This is a genomic window from Pseudomonas asiatica (assembly GCF_040214835.1).
GTDB lineage: Bacteria > Pseudomonadota > Gammaproteobacteria > Pseudomonadales > Pseudomonadaceae > Aquipseudomonas > Aquipseudomonas putida_Z.
The window spans coordinates 1,467,348-1,485,006 of the sequence record NZ_CP157874.1 but is presented as its reverse complement, the minus strand read 5'-3'; the positions used below and the strand labels follow the sequence as shown (position 1 = coordinate 1,485,006).

The 17,659-nt window shown below is 50.2% G+C and carries 12 protein-coding genes; 6 read left to right on the top strand and 6 right to left on the bottom strand.

All coding sequences use genetic code 11. The annotated features are described in order from the left end of the window. Positions 1-50 precede the first annotated feature (50 nt). From ABNP31_RS06785 to ABNP31_RS06760, 6 genes are all read left to right on the top strand, one after another. Positions 51-2,261, top strand: coding sequence for a heparinase II/III domain-containing protein (locus ABNP31_RS06785; RefSeq protein WP_350013117.1), 2,211 nt, complete (start codon positions 51-53; stop codon positions 2,259-2,261). 17 nt (positions 2,262-2,278) lie between these two features. Further along, positions 2,279-2,662: a hypothetical protein gene (locus tag ABNP31_RS06780; protein ID WP_085692421.1), complete on the top strand. Its 384-nt coding sequence runs from the start codon at positions 2,279-2,281 to the stop codon at positions 2,660-2,662. Positions 2,663-2,710: 48 nt separating this feature from the next. Further along, the gene (locus tag ABNP31_RS06775; RefSeq protein WP_350013116.1) at positions 2,711-4,474 is read left to right on the top strand and encodes a hypothetical protein; all 1,764 of its coding nucleotides are present in this window, start codon (positions 2,711-2,713) and stop codon (positions 4,472-4,474) included. Beyond that, entirely contained in the window at positions 4,462-5,697 is a 1,236-nt protein-coding gene (locus tag ABNP31_RS06770; protein ID WP_350013115.1) for a glycosyltransferase family 4 protein, read from the top strand. Before ABNP31_RS06775 ends, ABNP31_RS06770 begins: the two co-directional genes overlap by 13 nt. 8 nt (positions 5,698-5,705) lie before the next feature. Next, entirely contained in the window at positions 5,706-6,932 is a 1,227-nt protein-coding gene (locus ABNP31_RS06765) for a glycosyltransferase family 4 protein (protein ID WP_350013114.1), read from the top strand. 576 nt (positions 6,933-7,508) lie between these two features. Beyond that, positions 7,509-8,594 carry a DUF6270 domain-containing protein gene (locus ABNP31_RS06760; protein WP_350013113.1) on the top strand — a complete coding sequence of 362 codons (1,086 nt, stop codon included), beginning with the start codon at positions 7,509-7,511 and terminating at the stop codon, positions 8,592-8,594. 80 nt (positions 8,595-8,674) lie between these two features. Here the strand turns inward: ABNP31_RS06760 and ABNP31_RS06755 are convergent, their stop codons facing one another. The 6 genes from ABNP31_RS06755 to rfbB all read right to left on the bottom strand — a co-directional run bounded on the left by ABNP31_RS06755 (position 8,675) and on the right by rfbB (position 17,593). Continuing rightward, positions 8,675-10,666 carry an acyltransferase family protein gene (locus ABNP31_RS06755; RefSeq protein ID WP_350013112.1) on the bottom strand — a complete coding sequence of 664 codons (1,992 nt, stop codon included), beginning with the start codon at positions 10,664-10,666 and terminating at the stop codon, positions 8,675-8,677. A gap of 149 nt (positions 10,667-10,815) precedes the next feature. Further along, positions 10,816-12,771 (bottom strand): acyltransferase family protein, encoded by a 1,956-nt coding sequence (locus tag ABNP31_RS06750; RefSeq protein WP_350013111.1) that lies wholly within the window; start codon positions 12,769-12,771, stop codon positions 10,816-10,818. A gap of 735 nt (positions 12,772-13,506) precedes the next feature. Further along, positions 13,507-14,385, bottom strand: a complete 879-nt coding sequence (locus tag ABNP31_RS06745; RefSeq protein WP_350013110.1) for an SGNH/GDSL hydrolase family protein — start codon at positions 14,383-14,385, stop codon at positions 13,507-13,509. Positions 14,386-14,742: 357 nt separating this feature from the next. Then, on the bottom strand, positions 14,743-15,624 hold the full coding sequence (gene rfbA, locus ABNP31_RS06740; protein WP_085590156.1) for a glucose-1-phosphate thymidylyltransferase RfbA: 882 nt from the start codon (positions 15,622-15,624) through the stop codon (positions 14,743-14,745). A 5-nt stretch (positions 15,625-15,629) separates the two neighbouring features. Then, positions 15,630-16,526 (bottom strand): dTDP-4-dehydrorhamnose reductase, encoded by an 897-nt coding sequence (rfbD, locus tag ABNP31_RS06735; RefSeq protein WP_061550844.1) that lies wholly within the window; start codon positions 16,524-16,526, stop codon positions 15,630-15,632. Next, complete coding sequence (rfbB, locus tag ABNP31_RS06730) at positions 16,523-17,593, bottom strand: dTDP-glucose 4,6-dehydratase (protein WP_085590025.1); 1,071 nt, start codon at positions 17,591-17,593, stop codon at positions 16,523-16,525. The genes rfbD and rfbB overlap by 4 nt, the downstream gene beginning before the upstream one ends. Between the last annotated feature and the right edge of the window lie 66 nt (positions 17,594-17,659).

The following is a 17,659-nucleotide window of genomic DNA, read 5'->3' as shown; positions in this document are numbered from 1 at the left end:
CGCCATTGAGGGCTGCGCCCTTTTCACTATTCAGAAAACATTACAAAGACATGCTTAAGAAAATCCGCGATCACCTCTTCAAGGAAGACGAAATCGAGGCCACACCAGTACCCGTGGTAGATAAGCCTGCGTTGGACTTCCTCTCCGACCGGGCCATTCTGGACTACAGATCATTCTGCAACCACGGTAGCGAAATCGACGAGCCTTTCAACCTGCAGGGTTTCAGCGGCAATGCGCGCGCTGCAATGCTGGATGGCAATCCAGTATTTACCTTTACTGGAAACGCGAACGTCTACCAACTTCGCTTCAAGATGCCGCGTAGCTTCCACGGGAACGGCCTGCACCTGAGGTTCCGCATATCCGATTGGGAAAAGCTGAACTACATCGGCGTTGGCTACACATTCGAAGGCAGCTACCGCCATGTAAAGATCGTGAATGCCGCACGAGGTGAGTGGGTTGATTTCACTATCGGGCACAACGACCTGGCATTCGGTATTCAGAATGACTGGGCTGCCCCGCCCGCCTGCGATTTTGAGGAAATAAAGCTCTATTTCAAAGGACAGCCGCAAGAAGAAGGCTCCACCCTGGAGATCGAGCGCCTGACTTGCTGGCATGAAAACGACAAGCCCGCTGCCTGGCTGACCGAAGGTTTTGCAAGACAGCCTCTTCCCGAAGCACTTCTCGATTCTCTGTATGCTTACATGGAGAAGTGCTTCAAGGACGTGCCGACTCAAGCGAATGATTATCTGGAGAAAGGCGTCTGCCCACTCTATGGAAACATTGGCCTGGACTGGGACTGGCAACTGACCCTGCCAGACGAACTTGACGCTGTTGGCACCTATCGTTTTTCGTGGCATTCGCTGCATCCGGCAATCATTCTGATGCTGCATGCACGGCAAGAGAGCAGCGTTGCTCCTCTGTTCCCGGCACGCGAGTTCACCAGTAACTGGCTGGAACGAAGCTATTTCAATGCCGACGAGGACAGGAAGTTTGCCTGGTATGACCATGGCACCGCCGAGCGACTGCTAGCGTTCTTGATGATCTGGGATATTGGTGCAAAGCAGCAGTTCGATACCCGCTTCATGGTGCGCCTGCGCGCAGCCATCTTCAAACACGCCCAGCTGCTGGCTTCGGAGATGTTCTACGCCTCTCACCAAGCATCCCGCTACCACAACCATGCCTGGTTCCAGGATATGGCACTGCTGGCAACCAGCCTGGCCATGCCCGATTTCCCATGCTCCGAACGCTGGCAGTCGCTGGCCTTGTCACGCCTGACTGACCAGCTTGACAGGTTGATCGTTCGCGACAACGGTTACGCGGTGTTTGTAGAAAACTCCATCGGCTATCACCAAGGTGTGCAACGGCTGATCGCCTTCGCCGGCGAACTGGCGCAGCAGAGTTCCCACGTCACCACCATTCCAACGGTCGCTGAAGAACTACTCAAATTCTCTGACTTCTTGCGCTACCCAGATAATCGCTCCCCTGCGCAGGGCGACACGTTCCGCCGCGCTAATCCGGACCTGGAAACGGTACGTAATTGCAAGAATTACCCAACTGCCTCCGCGACGATCCTTCCGACTGCAGGATACGCGATTATCAAGGGCAACCATGCACAGACCGCTTACATGCTGACCATGTTTGCAACTTCGCTGTGCAAAACACACAAACATCAGGACAACCTGTCTTTCACGTTGTTCATGGATGGTATTGAGTGGCTTATCGACCCTAGCTTCTACTCGCATGAGTATGTTAAGCCAATACAAAGCTTCCTGAGGGGCCCCTACTCTCACAACAACCCGGTTATCGGCGATGTGCCATATAGCATTGAACCCGGGCACGCTCAACTTGCAGGGGAGATCATTGGCAATGACTTTGCTTTGCATGGCTCGCATGACGCCTTTACCGACGCCATCGTAAAACGCAGCATCACAGGATATCTGGATCAACTGCAGCTTGATATCAGCGACGAGATCCATACAACACTGAAAGACAAGCCCATGTTTAGCCTGTTCCACTGCGGTGACGGCACGCGGGTGACAACAACTGAGGATGGCGTGGAAATTCGTCATCCGGCGTCCAGCTATCGAATTACCATCGCTTCGAACTGCCCTTGCACGGTCGTCACAGGCTGGAACGATGATCAACTGATAAAAGGCATCAGCGGAGTTGGATTCATGCAGCAGATTGACACGACGATGGTCGCATTTGAAATGAAGAACGCTATTAAAGCGAAATTCACTGTTACAGCCCACCAAAACTGAAGCATTTCGGAACAAACATGAAAAAGATTGCTCTGTATTCGATTCTAGCCCTTTTCCTGACCGCTTGCGATGCGCCGAACACCGCCAACGTTAACCTTAAGGAAGGCCACAAGATCTCCTTAAATAATGTCAAGAGCACCAAAAGCTACCTGACAACCAAGGACGAGAAGGATCGTCAATTCCATTACTTCGAGACCACTGCTGACCTGAAGACTGTATACCAAGACTTCAGCCAAGCACTAGAAAAGAACGGCTACAACCCGACCATTAAAACTCAAGACGAGTCGACAATTCAGGTATACTTCAGGAAGCCGAACTCCGCGATGATTGTTGCAAACTTCAAACAGCCCAACCTTAACCAGGCAGCCACCCAAGCAGTACTTTCCTGGGCAATAAACTAAAGTAACGCCCCGGAAAACCCAGATACACTTGAAACAAGGCAAGTTATCATGAACGAAGCAAAAAGCGTAAACCCCAACTCAGGCCGCTGGATCTATTCCGTTGCTTCCAAGATAACTCGCAATATTCCGGGGCTAACCCTCACAATCATCATCTGCACTTTAGCAGCGCAGATCAGCTTGTTGGCAGCATCATATCTGCCCCTGAAGGCAATCATTCTTATTGGGTCACCTTCCATCCCCTCATACTTCCCCGAATATTTCAAGGAATTTGAGCAAAAGAACCTGTTCGTAGGCCTCTGCATTGCAGCCATTGCATTCTACTTGCTTTATCTTGCATCAGAATCGATAACAAAGAAGCTAACAGCCCTTGGCAGCGAAAAGCTGGTAAACAATAGCAGCAAGTTGATTGTCTTCGATGGGCAGGATGATGTAGCCCGCAAGGCATATCTTCGATTTACACGCAGTTTAGCTGCTGTAGTTTTTCTCGCACTAACCATCGCGGCACTTGGATTCATCTATTTAGAGCTGACTATCGCAGTCATCTCATTCTGGCTCTGCATGGGCGTCGCCGCCAAAGCTATATCTGCGTTAAAAAAAGGTAACTCATCGTCGACAAACGAAGGCACCTACGAACTAATTAATTCAATGGGATCCTTTGGCTTCTTGGCTTCTTTTTCTTATCTCGCCTATGATCTACTTTCAGATACGCCACCAAGCTTGCTTCCAGCTATAATCGGAGTATTGCTCACACGTCAGATCATGCAGCGTGCGACCTTGCTCATACAGGATGTGATGCTGCTGAAAGAGCAGCGCCTTCAGATTTCAGCCCTGTTTTTTAACGGTCATAAATTAACAGGCGAAACAAAGTCTAAAGCAACAAAGTTCTGGAGCATTTTCACGCAAAGCCAGATCGACAATTGGGTGCCGGCTTTACTTAACGACGTCATGCAGAAGGCTTATACAGAGCATCATGTAAACTGGCATCAAAGTGGAGTGCACGATGTGTTCGCTCTCGAAGTCAGGTCAAAATGCATCCAGGGAACTTCAGACACACATCTTATCAAAATCTTCAACACCACGCGAAGCACTTTGGCCATCAACGAAGCGACTTTACTTTCCGATCCGCACGTTCGGAACCTTTATACCCTTCCTTTCGTTCATGCAACTGTGCTAGATGGTTTTCACTGTCACATTTTCCGACCAGAGCACCTGAACAAAATACCCGCGGTTGAATTTGGTATACATCAACTTGAACTTACCAAACTCCTCATGAGAAGCACCCCATCTCAATCACTGGTACAGAAATATACCCGTTCCAGGCCGCTCCTGTGGGATCGCCTAAGTGATTCCGCACTGATCAATCTAGGCGAGGCGCTCGACGTCAGCCAACACAAAGCTGCATTCGAGGATTTCATGCGACATATAGAAAGCATTCGCTATCTGCTTCGCACCCTTCCTCTTCATGTTTGTAACTCTCAGGTGGGCAAGGACCAAATATTCATTTCCAACACTGGAGCCCTTACGGCCAGTTACTGGGGAAACTGGAGCCTCGAGCCCGTCGGAGCCAGCCTGCAAATATCCAAAAAACTGGAACCATTGCTTTCTGAACTGCTAATTGAACTCAAAGAGCAACGCGTAGATATGCAGGAGATTACGGTGCAGCACCTGCATTTTTCGGCCCTATGCTTCCAACTCGATCAGTTTCTCGTCAGACAAAACTATATATCGGCTGCTGAAACCCTTCCTCAAATTTCAAATTTGGTAAGTGCACTCAACCAATCAGCTTTAGAGGTAGCCGTATGCAACGCGTAGCCATGATTGTTTGGAATGAATTCCTGAATGATGCTCGTGTTCTGAAAGAAGCCCAAACCCTCCAACGGGCAGGCTATAAAGTTAAAGTCTTTGCTTTGCATACTCCCGGCGTAACTAGCCAGCAGGAACAACTAAAGGATGGTATTGAAGTCTTCCGTGTTGCTCGTAGTCCGTTGTGGCGTTGGCGTAAGGGCAGAACTGTGCCAAATGTGGCACCCCGCACGAGCAAACCTCAAGGCCCCATTGGCAAACTCACGTTCAAGCATCAACTTCTCCGCCTTATCGCCCGAACATGGACGCATACTGCTCTTCTTTGGCACATGGTCCGGTATCGCCCTCATCTTGTGCACTCCCACGATGTGAACACCCTACCCACATCCTGGCTAGCAGCCCGCTTCAGCCAAGCACGTTTGGTTTATGACGCCCATGAAATCAGCACCAGTCGCGAAGGTTATGAAAGCTTCCGCAGCCTAGTTGGCTTGGTTGAAAAGTTGCTGATGCCCAAAGTAGATGGCAGCATTACTACGACCGATGCAAGAGCGAAGTACTTTGCTCGCGCTTATGGAGTAGCACGCCCTACTGTTTTACAAAATCGTCCTCGGCTGTCTCATTGTGAAACATCGAATCGCATTAGAGAAGAACTTGGTCTGGCAGCGCCTTGGCCGATAGTCATTTATCAAGGTGGCTTGCAGCAAGGTCGAGGGCTTGAAAAGCTGATTAAAACTGCCAAAGAGGTGCCAAATGCCTACTTTGTGCTTATCGGAGGCGGGCGCCTGACTCAAAACCTGATCCAGCTCTGCGAGGAACTCGGATTGCAGGAACGTGTTCACTTCATTCCCACGGTAGCTCTATCAGAACTGCCAAAGTACACAGCATCTGCTGACATTGGCGTGCAGCCAATCGAAAACACTTGTCTCAATCACTACACTACCGACTCCAACAAACTCTTCGAATATTTGATCGCTGGACTCCCTGTTGTAGCAACTGATTTCCCTGAAATACGTCGCATCGTGCGTAACAATGATGTAGGAATACTGGTACCAGCCAATAATTCACCTGCTCTAGCACGTGCGCTGAACCAACTGGTTACAGATCTCGAGTTGCGTAAAAAACTTGCCAGTAACGCGCGCGCAACTGCAAGTACCTTGAATTGGGAGGAGCAGGAGGCTCGCTTGGTGGACCTTTACCAACAAATACTCCCTGCGACCACACCAATAGAATAGGTTCGATAATGACCACCCGGATTCTTCTGCTAAGCTTTTACTACCCGCCGGATCTTTCGGCCGGTTCATTTCGTGCAGAAGCGCTGGTCAACGCGCTAAGGGCTGAATTAGGAGAGCACGTGGCTATCGATGTGGTCACGACACGCCCTAATCGTTATCACTCCTTTACAGCAAATGCGGTGAACTTTGAATGCTCCCCGCTGTTAACAATAAGGCGCATTGATGTACCGGCACATCGAAGTGGGATTAGGGACCAGGCTAGAGCTTTCATCAGCTTTGCTACCAACGCTTTAAAGATCACACGAAATCAAAACTACGATTTGGTTTTCGCCACATCGTCGCGCTTAATGACTGCATCTCTCGGGGCTTTCATCGCGCAACGAAATGGTTGTGGATTGTATTTAGATATTCGCGACATTTTCGTTGATACCTTACGAGAGCTCTTACCCGCTCGATGGGGGCGTTTCGCAGCATTAACTTTCTCACCGATTGAGCGTTGGACGATTAATAGAGCGACCCGAGTGAATTTGATATCACCTGGATTCCTGCCTTACTTCAACACTCGCTATCCAGGTCGAGATTTCACTCTTTACACCAATGGCGTAGATGATTTATTCATCAACCAAATCTCGCCCTCCCAGATAGCAGAGTCCGAAAAAAAGTCGTCGAGAATTAAAGTGGTTTACGCAGGCAATATTGGCACCGGACAAGGGCTCCACCAAATACTTCCAGAACTCGCAAAGCGACTTGCCGATCAAGTTGAGTTTCACCTAGTCGGTGCTGGCAGCACATTAGAACACCTTAAGATTGCCTTGGAGCATGCTAAGGTCGATAACGTTCGAATTTCACAACCAATGAAGCGAGATGAACTGCTTCGTGTTTATTATCAAGCAGACGTACTTTTTTTGCACTTGAATAACCTAAAGGCATTTCGCCGCGTCCTTCCCTCGAAGCTGTTTGAGTACGCCGCCACCAACAAACCTATTTGGGGTGGCCTTTCTGGTTATGCGGCGCGCTTTGCGCAAAAGCGCATCAAGAACATTGCACTGTTTCGACCTTGCGATATAGACGGTGCAATTGAAGCCTTTCAACGTCTGGAAATGCAGCAAACCTCTCGCTCTGATTTTGTCGAGCAATTCTCTCGAAACAACATCAAGAAAGAAATGGCCAAGGACATTCTGCAGATTTCGCCAAAATACCTGGCTCGATCAACAGGCCAGAATACTAAAAGTTAGGACATAGCAAGGGTCGCGAACTCTCAACTTTTGAAAGGCTTCTCTCGAGCTGAAGTTTGCATACCTGGCTCAATTATCCTCCAAGTAGTTTATTCTTATAAAAGCTTACACTTTTCCTCCAGCCCTGCCTCCATTCGTATAGACCTCTAAGAAAGACCCTCGGCTACCACGCCCTACAGCGCATCCAGTCGACCGAAAAATGAACTATCTGCGCTATCCGGGGGTCATAGCTTTACGACTCAAGCAGCATGACGACATCAAGAACCCCATGCATGAGCGCCCAGTGCGTCACGATTTTATTTGTGTGACGTATTATGTGTTTAGAGCGCCTAGCAACCGCTGCGTGGTCGTTGCATTCGCCCTTCCTGCTCGGGATAATGCATTATCAGCTACCCCTCACAAGGCATAAATTGGATCCTATATGATCGCCACCGCTAACCGTCCCATGAATATCGAACCGCATCAGTGTTGGCCAAGATAATCAGTTCGGTTACGCCCAAAAACCATATGGGCTATGTGGTCGCACCATTTGATGCACGTTCAAACTGCATCATTCCAGAAGGCTAAAACAATACAGTGACTAAGAATTTAATTATCTATGGCAGCTGCGTTTCCCGAGACATATTTAACCTCGAAGAAAACAGCGACTTCAGTCTCTTAGAATACTATGCCAGATCCTCTATGGCTTCACTATGTAGTGCGGCTTATGCTAACGATGAGGCATTACAACGCATTCCTTCTGCCTTTCGACGCCGCATGGTTGCGTACGACTTCTCCAAAGCGATGTTCTCCGAGAACAATCAATTCAATGACGCAGATATAATCCTAATTGACCTGATCGATGAAAGATTCGACCTTATAGCCTTGCCTTCCGGCCAAATAATCACGCTCTCAAATGAGCTTACCGAAAGCGGCTTACTCGAAGAGCCATCCATAGCTGGCTTTAGGATAATTCCTCAAGGATCCATGGAGCGTCGTCGACTCTGGTTCCAAGGAATGCAAAAATTATTTGCTTTCTTGAAAGATCGAAACAAGCTTGACAAAGTTATCATCAACAAAGTCTTCTGGTCATCTAAGTTTGAAAAAGATAGCGATACAAATTTCCCCGTAGCCCCCGCTTTTATTGAAAAAGCAAATGCCGAACTAAACTGGATGTATGATGTTTTAAGCCATGAATTGGCCGAACATCAATTCATGAGTTTTTCACCATCTCTTTTAACTGCGGACGAACAACACCGATGGGGGGTTTCTCCTTTCCATTACTGTAAGGGTTACTACGTAGAAGCTCTTAGTCAAATAAGAAAAAAAACCGACCACCCAAATGCGATGGTTATCGAACCCCCGTCAACACCTCGCCCTTATCCACCGTTCATTTCTTTAGGCGCAAAGCTTGCTGTTGCTGCTTTTAAAGCCGATGAAGAAATATTTGCACATTGCTCTTTGGTAATCGATGGGAAGTTTCAGGATAGCGGGAGCGTTGCTTTTTATCTAGTAGTCGATGGTGCTCGCCGTGATGTGCGCTGGTACGACACATCGCGAGACGCCCGCTTCCCAGTTCCTAGTTCGTACGAGACATTAGAGATCATTGCTTTTTACAAAGACGCCCTCGAAGAGCAGCTATCTGCAAAATGCAATGTAGAACAGATCGAAAACCTTTTATAAAGATCTCCCCCTATTGAAAATAGAAGATTGGACAGGTACTTTTCAGTGCCTGTCCAATCTTCATGCAGCCCAACAGTCCATTACATGCTTGGACTACTGTCACTATCCGCTAACGGCTCAGAGTTATTCGAAAGCACTCGCAATAGTTCCCAAGGAAGTGAATTTGTTCGCAATGCTTCCGCACCTAGCATTTCAGAACCAGGGATACTTAAGTGCCCTTCATCATAATACAGCGGAATGCCATTCATGTAGGCTGAGCACATACCATTCTTGCAAATCAAATCTCGCAAGCCGAACACGGCTACTCGCGGATAATCTCGAGCCACATCACCAATTAGCTTATTAACCGCAATATCGCCTTTATCCACATACGAAGATTGCTTCTCACATGACATGAAAGGAATCTTCAGTTGTTTCTTACTGCACTCGCGGTCATAGCCAATGAAACCTGGCGCGCGGAGAGCAATAACGACACTCTTACCGGAGTCGGTAAGAAGCTTCAATGTCCGCCTAAGGTCAGATTCGAAACTCGGCTCCTTCGCATACGCATGCCAGCTTGCACCCAAGACAACAGTTTCGTACTTGTTCAGTTCACTCCGCACCATTCTATTGAATTCAACACAGCTATTTTTTGCGGCGGGTGGAGTGTACTTCCTGCTTAACTCTTCAGGGAATGGCGGACAAGAGGAGTGTTCTATATTTCGCAGCGCGAACCCATAATGCTCAGAAAGAACCTTAAAATAACCCATGAAGTGCGCAGCATTAGAATCACCAAACAACATTGCTCGTGGCTCTTTACTCGTATCTCCGACTACACATCTCTTGTCACTCAAAAATTCCGGCTTTGCTCCTACCTGACATACATATCGATAGCTGAAAGCTGGACCTGTGTTATTGCCAATATCAGCTAATGTCTCTGCGTAGCCTTTTGGCGACAGAAGCTGAATCACTCCATTAAAATACAACGCAACACCGGAAAGCATGCATGTCGCTACGAGCAATCCAGAAAGAGCCAGAGCTTTGGCGGGAGCCCCTCCATGCCTAAAGGGCTTTTCAACGAAGAAGTATGAGAACAATGTCATCACTATAATGATAACAAGACACAAGCCCCCTCCCAGTAGATCCGGCTCCCCCATTGCGTAACGATAAAACGCCAACACCGGCCAATGCCATAAATAGAGAGAGAATGAAACCAGCCCGATACCGACTATCGGACGGAAGGAAAACAGTTTACCGATGAATGTAGGGCTGAATGTGCCAACTGCAATAAGCAGCGCAACGCCAACTGTAGGCACTATCGAGATGAGGCCAGGGAAACCATCCGACTCACGGATCATTACCAAAGACCAGACTACAATCACAAGGCCGACAACAGCCATAAGCTCAGCATAAATCCGCTGAAGTCTGTAATTACTGTTCTGACATATAAAATAGGTGACCGCACCAACCAACAGCTCACCAGCACGCGAAGGCAACATATAGTATGCAAACTTCTGATCGACAACCAGATTTAGTTGCCCACAGATGAAAGATGCTATCGCCACGAACACGGCAAAAACTATTAGCCAATATCTCCCAGCCCAAGCAAATGCAAAAAATAGACAAGCGGGCCACAGCAAATAGAACTGTTCCTCAACGCCTAGCGACCACATATGAAGCAACGGAACCATATCTGAAGACGCAGCAAAGTAACTTACGTCCAGATACTTCCAAAAATATACATTCGCCACTGACAAAATAGAGGCAAGTGCTGATCCTGATAGATCATTCACGTCAGCTGGCAACATCAGAACAATGCCGATCGACAGGACAACGAAGATCATAAAAGCAGTAGCGGGGAAGATTCGCCTAATTCTTCGCAAATAAAAATCTGCAAATCTGAACTCCCCTGCGGTTAGTTGCCTAGCCACAATCCCTGTGATCAAGTATCCAGAGATCACAAAGAAAATATCAACCCCAACAAAGCCACCCGGCAACCATTGCTTGTTGAAGTGAAATATCACGACTGCCAATACGGCAATGGCCCTCAATCCATCAATATCAGGACGATAGGCAATAATTTTGTTACTCATGAATTCCCTTTCGTAGGGCATTGCCCTTGGTCAGGTACGTAGGACGCGAGCCTCGGGAACTCGCCCGCAAATGAACTACTGGGTAGGTAAACTGTGTTTGTGCCATAGTGCTCTAAATAGAGGCGACCACTTGGTCGCCTCGTCAGCCTCTATTTTTGAGAAATCAATCCAGGCATATTTTTCTCGGCAACCGATATCCGCCCAATCTGCTCTGATCCAGCCATGCTCAAATGACCGAGGTCAAAATAGATAGGTTTTCCTCGCAGATAAGCAGAGCATGTACCGTGAGTACAGACATAGTCTCTCAGCGTAAAAGTCTTGACGTTATTATACTTACCAGCAATAGCAATAATCTGGTTGTTTATTTCTGTCTCACCTGTATCGGCATACACACCTCTAGCAGCGCAATCCACCCCGGGAATCTTGATGGCTTTTAGGTCACACGACCTATCATATCCCTTAAAGATCGGCACTTTCAGGCCGATTATGATACTCTTTCCGGTAGATGAGAGTTCCCTAACAAGACCCTCAATATCTTCCACATAGTTTTTTGTTCTGTATTTATAGCCTTCCCAGTCAGCGCTAACAATTAGCGTATCATAATCACCAAAATGCTCTCTAACCAGCGAATTGAACTTCTGGCAAGAGTCTCGACTAGCCACCTTCACATACGGGCGACTTTTTTCCCCTGCAAAAGGCACACAAGAATCATGCGCAATATTGCGCATGGTGACACCTTGATTTTCCGCAATGACCTTCCAGTAACCAACGTAATGGGCAGAATTAGAATCACCAAAAATCAAAACACTTGGTTTTTTGTCGCCAGGACCGATAAGGCAGCGTTCCAAATTTATCAAACTTGCATCATAACGTGGAGTTTGGCAATTATATTCGTAGCGGTAGGCAGCTTTAGTTTGATTAAAATGCTCAGTCACCTTGGCATGGTACCCCTCTGGCGAGAGCTCTCTTACTAAGCCTTTAGTGCCGATGGCGTAGTAAGATACGGAAACGGTTAAAATTGCCACCACAGCAACAGCAAAACCTTTTAGGTTTACGATTCGTTTTGCCGGACGCCGGAATGGCACTTCAACTAAATAATAGGAAATCAATGTCGCTACGATTAGCAACACGCCGCAGATCAGATACCCGCTGCCTGCTGGCTGACCATACGCATAGCGATAAAATGCCAGGATAGGCCAGTGCCACAGATACAGAGAAAATGATACAAGCCCGATAAATACAAGAGGCCTCAATGACAACAATGAACTCACGACATTATTGCCAATAGCACCCGCAAAAATCACAGATGCTACGCCCACTACCGGAAGTAACGAAATAATTCCCGGAAAGCCCCCTGCCTCGCTTATAAACGCAATTGAAAAACCAATTGCTGCAACACCGAAAAGAGCTAGAGCCTGGCCGACGTTTTTATTGATACGACCTTTCCATGTCTCACTTGCAAAAAGTGCAAGCGCACCCACAAGCAGCTCGCCAGCTCGTGAAGGAAGCATATAATAGGCAAACTTAGGATCAGAGGCCAATTTGCTTTCACCATACAGAACTGATGCTAAAGATATCAGCAACGCAGCCGGGACTATCCCTTTCCGTCCTCCGACCTTATACAAAATGACTAGTAAGGCTGGCCAGACAAGATAAAATTGCTCCTCTACACCTAGCGACCACATGTGAAGCAGCGGCACCATGTCAGATGATGCTGCAAAATAACTTACATCCAGATATTTCCAAAAGTAAATATTTGCAACTGAAAAAGTGGATGCGATTGCCGAGGAAGCCAAATCCTTCGCATCCATAGGCACCATGAAGGTAAGCCCGAAAAGCACCGTAACGAAAATAAGGAAGAATGCAGCCGGAAGAATCCTTCGAACTCTTCTCATATAGAAGTCCACAAAGGAAAACTCTCCCCTTGCAACTTCTTTCAAGATGATACCCGTGATCAAATACCCTGAAATCACGAAGAATATATCGACACCGACGAAACCACCGGGCAGCCACTGTTTATTAAAGTGAAATATCACTACCGCTAATACCGCCAGAGCCCGTAACCCATCTATGTCTGGACGGTAGGACATTTTCTTGCCTTGCATCTCTGAATTCCCTGTCATGGGGGCCTTTAAGAAATGGCAAATGATACCGTTTTACTAGCGTTTGCGGATTTTTTTTTACTCAGACCGCTCTATTTTTCTCAAGAAAAAAGCATACTGATGACGCTTTGCCCATGCTGAAGCGGCTATCTCAAGCTATTCAGGGATGCTCGTATGACCTGCGGCAAACTCATACCATACCGGAGAGGAGACTCCATTGCCGCGCAAAGCCGGGAAGAGCCTGCTAGGGACGAAACCAGGGTTGTATGCTCCATGGGTATCAGGACACATTGATCTATCCACCTAAGACCTCCCGGGGTCCCGACGAAACTCGACTCCTCGGTAGGGCATGGCATGTGTTTACAGGGCTTTCCGCCAAAAGGAGCAGGACAATGTTCAGTCAACGGCTGACGCTCGATGGAGCGCTTCGGCGCCTGAACAATCAGTTGCTTATACGGTTGTATCTCTGGAGCAGACGAACTGCCTCATCAGGAGGGATAAGGGCCCGAGGGCATACTGATCACAGCCCTGACCTTCCCTGGCGATCTGACACGCTTTGTGACGTCCCCGGTACGTCCTTACGCTTTGTACTTCTTGGATAGGATACAATTGATAACGGACAGAGCTAAACCCTCAAACTACTGGACGACGTCGCTGGCCTGACATACCTCAATACAGCTTTCAAGTACCGACGAAAACCCAAAGTCTTATAACAGGGCGCAGCTTGCGCCCATACATTTAAGCCATTTCGATTGCTGTCATTATATTCCCAGCAATTACTGAATGCCCCTTAACGTTCGGGTGACTCCCATCACTTAAGTGCGCCTTGAGATCAAGACTTTCAAACAATGCGTAATTATCAATAAAATCAATGCGGCAATTTTTGGCAGCCGCAAGTACAGCATCTCTAACCACCCTCATATCAAACAAATATTTTCCAGACGACTCGACAGTTGATGGATTTGCGCACATTAGAACCACATCAGCGTTATCATTGATTCGGGAAACAAGACGCTCCAGATTTTCCGCTAATTCACTACCGCTCTTCGGATTCCGGCGATCGATAATTCGATCATTGGTCCCAAGTTGCACAAAAACAAACTTGTCGCCGGAAAGCAAAGCAAAATTATCTTCACCAGAGGCAACTAGATTACGGGTCGTATAACTGGTAGTGCTTGCTCCGTTGATGCCTTGATTGCTGATGCGCACCGCTTTATCCTTGGCCCCATCAAGAAACTCCACAATGGATTGTCCAGAGGGCGATGTGCGCCAATTAGACAACTTCAATGATGCGTTTGGTAAAAATTTATTTCCGATGAAGCGCTTAACATTATTGACATAGCTTTCACTCGCAAAATTGTCTCTAGGATCAGACAGCGTACCGTTTCGAGGATCGGGATTAGGGCCTTGTCGAGTACCTGTACCCCAGGTTATTGAATCCCCAATAAACGAGATTCCAGTCATAGCTTGATTGGGGTCGGCAAGGGCAGTTTTAAGTCTGCCAAGTTGCCCACCATAAAAGTGCACCAGTCGATCGTTAAATAACACCCCAAGTCCTCGATAGGCCGGATATGCTGCAGCAGCAGCCGCAACTGTTAAAAATTTTCGTCTATTCACCGATCTTTCCCTGTAAAAATCAGCGATTGTACCGGGATATCTATGCGAACTGAAATAGAAAGCCCACCGTAAGGTGGGCTCAGGAGATGCGCTCGAAGGAGCTTATGAACGTTGCGGACATCGCTTCAACGCCCGAGAATTAAGCGAAAAACCATACCAGGTTTGCCCACCTCGATCGAGTGTTCATCAACCGCTGTTGCAACATTTCGGACGCATGTATGACTGCTAGAGAAAAAATCGCCGAATCCTCAGTGTTTCGACAAGTTAGCAAAACGCTGTGCCAACAAAGCCTCCCAACAAAAACCTACCACCGTCCCCTCTAGGTCCGGTTGCGCTAAGGCAAGGCTTAACTCCCTCTCAATAAACCCTATCCCCCACCAACCTCTTCAAATACTGCCCATACCCATTCTTAGCCAGCGGCTCCGCCAACTTCAGCAACTGCTCCGCCCCAATCCACCCCTGCCTGTACGCCACCTCTTCCGGACAAGCCACCTTCAACCCCTGCCGCCGCTCAATGGTCGCGATATACCCACTAGCCTCGAGCAACGAGTCATGCGTCCCGGTATCCAGCCAGGCATACCCGCGCCCCATGATCTCCACCGACAACCGGTTCTGCTCCAGGTATACCCGGTTCAAATCGGTAATCTCCAGCTCACCCCGCGCAGATGGCTTGATGCCTTTGGCGATCTCGACCACGTCCTTGTCGTAGAAGTACAACCCGGTCACGGCATAACTGGACTTCGGCTTGGTCGGCTTCTCCTCCAGGCTGATCGCCTTGCCCTTCTCATCGAACTCGACCACGCCGTAACGCTCGGGGTCGTGCACGTGGTAGGCGAACACGCTGGCGCCTTCGTCGCGATCCATGGCGTTGCGCAGCAGTTGCTGGAAGTCGTGGCCGTAATAGATGTTGTCGCCCAGCACCAGTGCCGACAGGTCGTTGCCAATGAAGTCTTCACCAATCAGGAAGGCCTGCGCCAGGCCGTCTGGCGAGGCCTGCACGGCGTAGCTGATGTTGATGCCCCACTGGTGGCCGTCGCCCAGCAGTTGCTCGAAACGCGGGGTGTCCTGCGGGGTGGAGATGATCAGGATGTCCTGGATACCCGCCAGCATCAGGGTGGTCAACGGGTAGTAGATCATCGGCTTGTCGTAAACCGGCAGCAGCTGCTTGGAAATAGCCAGGGTCGCGGGGTGCAGACGGGTACCCGACCCGCCCGCCAGAATGATGCCTTTACGCTTCATAGTGGTCATTTCTCGTGTATTTCCGTAAGCATGCGAGCCACACCCAGGCGCCAGTCTGGCAGGTTCAGGGCAAAGGCTTGCTGCAGTTTATGGGTGTCCAGACGTGAGTTGGCCGGCCGCTTGGCCGGGGTCGGGTAGGCGTCGGTGGTCAACGGGTTGACCTGTTCGGCGTGGGCTTTCAATGGCACACCCAAGGCCGCTGCCTGCTCCAGCACGTAACGGGCGTAGCCGCACCAGGTGGTTTCGCCGGCCGCCGCCAGGTGATAAAGGCCGGCCAGGGCCGGGTCGCGGCGGGTGGCGGTGATTGCGTGGGCGGTGATGTCGGCGATCAGTTCGGCGCCGGTCGGGGCGCCGTGCTGGTCGTCGATCACGCCCAGGCTGTCGCGTTCCGCAGCCAGGCGCAGCATGGTCTTGGCGAAGTTGTTGCCGCGTGCGGCATACACCCAGCAGGTTCGGAAGATCAGGTGCTGGCAACCGGCGGCCTGGATGGCCTGTTCGCCGGCCAGCTTGCTTTCGCCATAGGCATTCAGTGGGCCGACGCTGTCGTCTTCGCGCCAGGCTTGAGTGCCCTGCCCTGGGAACACGTAATCGGTGGAGTAATGCACCAACAATGCTCCGCAGTCGGCGGCGGCGCGGGCCAGCACGCCGACGGCTTCGGCGTTTACCTTGAAGGCTTGTTCGCGGTCGCTTTCCGCCTTGTCCACGGCAGTGTAGGCGGCGGCGTTGACGATTACATCGGGGGCGTAGGCGCGCACTGTTTCGGCCAGGCCCGGCAGGTTGGCCAGGTCGCCGCAGTGTGCCTGGCTGCGGGAATTGAGCGCCAGCACCTGGCCCAGCGGGGCCAGGCTGCGTTGCAGCTCCCAACCTACCTGGCCGTCCTTGCCCAGTAGCAGAATCTTCATGCCGAGCGCCCTGCGTAGTTTTTCTCGACCCAGTCGCGGTAGCTGCCGGACTGTACGTTCTGCACCCACTCCTGGTTGTCGAGGTACCAGGCCACGGTCTTGCGAATGCCGGTTTCGAAGGTTTCGGCAGGCTTCCAACCCAGTTCGCGCTCGAGCTTGCGGGCGTCGATGGCGTAGCGGCGGTCATGGCCTGGGCGGTCGGTCACGTAAGTGATCTGTTCGGCGTAGGGCTTGCCGTCGGCGCGGGGGCGCAGTTCGTCCAGCAGGGCGCACACGCGGTTGACGATTTCCAGGTTGGGCTTTTCGTTCCAGCCGCCCACGTTGTACACCTCGCCGGTCTTGCCGGCTTCCAGCACGCGGCGGATGGCGCTGCAGTGGTCCTTGACGTACAGCCAGTCGCGAATCTGCTGGCCGTCGCCGTATACCGGCAGCGGTTTGCCGGCCAGGGCGTTGACGATCATCAGCGGGATGAGCTTTTCCGGGAAGTGGTAAGGGCCGTAGTTGTTCGAGCAGTTGGTGGTCAACACCGGCAGGCCGTAGGTGTGGTGGTACGAGCGCACCAGGTGGTCGCTGGCGGCCTTGCTGGCCGAGTACGGGCTGTTGGGCTGGTACTGGTGGGTTTCGGTGAAGGCCGGTTCATCGGCGGCCAGCGAACCATACACTTCGTCGGTGGACACATGCAGGAAGCGGAAGGCCTGACGCGATTGCTCATCCAGGCCGCCCCAGTAGGCGCGTACGGCTTCCAGCAGGCGGAAGGTGCCGACGATGTTGGTTTCGATGAAGTCTTCCGGGCCGTGGATCGAGCGGTCGACGTGGGACTCGGCGGCAAAGTTGACGATGGCGCGTGGCTGGTGGGTTTTCAGCAGCTGTTCCACCAGCGCGGAATCACCAATGTCGCCATGCACGAAAATGTGCCGCGCGTCGTTCTGCAGGCTGCTCAAGGTCTGCAGGTTGCCTGCGTAGGTGAGTTTGTCGAGGTTGACCACGGGCTCGTCATTGCCGGCCAGCCAGTCCAGCACGAAGTTCGCGCCAATGAAGCCCGCACCACCAGTTACCAGAATAGTCATCGTTCAGTTCTTCCCAATTCCCGCGTTCAAACTTCACAGCGTTTGAAGTTCATGTAGGCGTTCCTG

What these genes read in the sequence shown, in the direction of transcription:
- ABNP31_RS06785 (WP_350013117.1), top strand. Translation starts at nt 51, where the DNA reads ATGCTTAAGAAAATCCGCGATCACCTCTTCAAGGAAGACGAAATCGAG.
- ABNP31_RS06780 (WP_085692421.1), top strand. Translation starts at nt 2,279, where the DNA reads ATGAAAAAGATTGCTCTGTATTCGATTCTAGCCCTTTTCCTGACCGCT.
- ABNP31_RS06775 (WP_350013116.1), top strand. Translation starts at nt 2,711, where the DNA reads ATGAACGAAGCAAAAAGCGTAAACCCCAACTCAGGCCGCTGGATCTAT.
- ABNP31_RS06770 (WP_350013115.1), top strand. Translation starts at nt 4,462, where the DNA reads ATGCAACGCGTAGCCATGATTGTTTGGAATGAATTCCTGAATGATGCT.
- ABNP31_RS06765 (WP_350013114.1), top strand. Translation starts at nt 5,706, where the DNA reads ATGACCACCCGGATTCTTCTGCTAAGCTTTTACTACCCGCCGGATCTT.
- ABNP31_RS06755 (WP_350013112.1), bottom strand. Translation starts at nt 10,666, where the DNA reads ATGAGTAACAAAATTATTGCCTATCGTCCTGATATTGATGGATTGAGG.
- ABNP31_RS06750 (WP_350013111.1), bottom strand. Translation starts at nt 12,771, where the DNA reads ATGCAAGGCAAGAAAATGTCCTACCGTCCAGACATAGATGGGTTACGG.
- rfbA (WP_085590156.1), bottom strand. Translation starts at nt 15,624, where the DNA reads ATGAAGCGTAAAGGCATCATTCTGGCGGGCGGGTCGGGTACCCGTCTG.
- rfbD (WP_061550844.1), bottom strand. Translation starts at nt 16,526, where the DNA reads ATGAAGATTCTGCTACTGGGCAAGGACGGCCAGGTAGGTTGGGAGCTG.
- rfbB (WP_085590025.1), bottom strand. Translation starts at nt 17,593, where the DNA reads ATGACTATTCTGGTAACTGGTGGTGCGGGCTTCATTGGCGCGAACTTC.